General features: G+C 56.7%; 1 protein-coding gene and 1 pseudogene. Both read left to right on the plus strand.

The annotated features are described in order from the left end of the window. Positions 1-907 (plus strand): allophanate hydrolase-related protein (locus QUA38_RS29080; protein ID WP_333168013.1); only part of this gene is annotated, 907 nt, incomplete at its 5' end. Positions 908-948: 41 nt separating this feature from the next. Beyond that, positions 949-1,151, plus strand: a pseudogene (locus QUA38_RS29085) (calcium-binding protein); the annotation flags it as partial.

The raw sequence follows: 1,151 nt of genomic DNA on the forward strand, positions 1-1,151 counted from the left end.
ACTGCTCTACGGCGGGCCTTGGGTAGCAGAAAGGTTGGCCGCGATCGGCGATTTCCTCGACGCGCACCCAGAGGATATCGATCCGATCGTCTACGAAATTATCAGCGGCGGCAAACGCTACGATGCCGTCGCGGCTTACCGCGCGTCGTACCGGTTGGCCGAACTCCGCCAGAAGGCAGAAATTCAGTGGGAGTCAATGGATGTTTTGGCTGTTCCCACGACAGGCACGATTTATACTGTCGCAGAAGTTGCAGCCGAGCCGATCGCGCTCAACACCAATCTCGGGCGCTACACAAACTTTGCGAATTTGCTCGATTTGTGCGCGATCGCAGTTCCCAGCGGGTTTCAAAGCAGCGGATTGCCCGCAGGATTGACACTGATGGCTCCTGCATGGCACGATTTATCGCTCTGCCGCCTGGGGTCTGCTTTCCACGCCAGCTTGGGGGGAACTTTGGGCGCAACCGGCCAGGCGCTGCCAACCCTGCCGGAACCCGCCATCGCAGCAAAATCTTCCTCAGAAGCACGAGTCAAAATAGCCGTAGTTGGCGCTCATTTGAGCGGTGAGCCGCTGAATTATCAACTAATGGAGGGGGGAGGCGTTTTGGTTCGCGCCTGCCGTACCAGCCCGATTTACAAGCTGTATGCTTTGACGGGTACTGCTCTGGGCAAGCCGGGATTGGTGCGTCAGATAGAGGGCGGTAGCGCGATCGAGGTGGAAGTTTGGGAGTTGTCGAGCTCCGCTTTCGGTGGATTTGTCGCTAAAATTCCCCCGCCACTGGGAATAGGTACTTTGGTGTTGGAGGATGGCTCCACCGTGCAGGGCTTTTTGTGCGAATCTTATGCTGTGGCGGGTGCGATCGATATTTCTCATCTCGGCGGTTGGCGAGCTTATAACTTCCGGTTTTAAGCTAAGTTAGAATGGCAAATTTCTAACCCATCTTCAGAATCATGCCATCAGCAGTGCCAATTCGACCCATTCCCCTCACAACCCCAACCCCTACCAACGGTACCAGTCCGGGAGGATCACCTGGCGGCACTCGGGGCACCAGCGGCCCCGACTCCCTCAGAGGTACTGCGGGCGCTAACTTGATATTTGGTTTGGGTGGCCCTGACAGCATTTTGGGCTTAGGCGCAGACGATTCCCTCTACGG

The sequence above is a fragment of the Microcoleus sp. Pol12B4 genome (assembly GCF_036701385.1).
In the GTDB taxonomy this organism is placed as follows: domain Bacteria; phylum Cyanobacteriota; class Cyanobacteriia; order Cyanobacteriales; family Microcoleaceae; genus Microcoleus.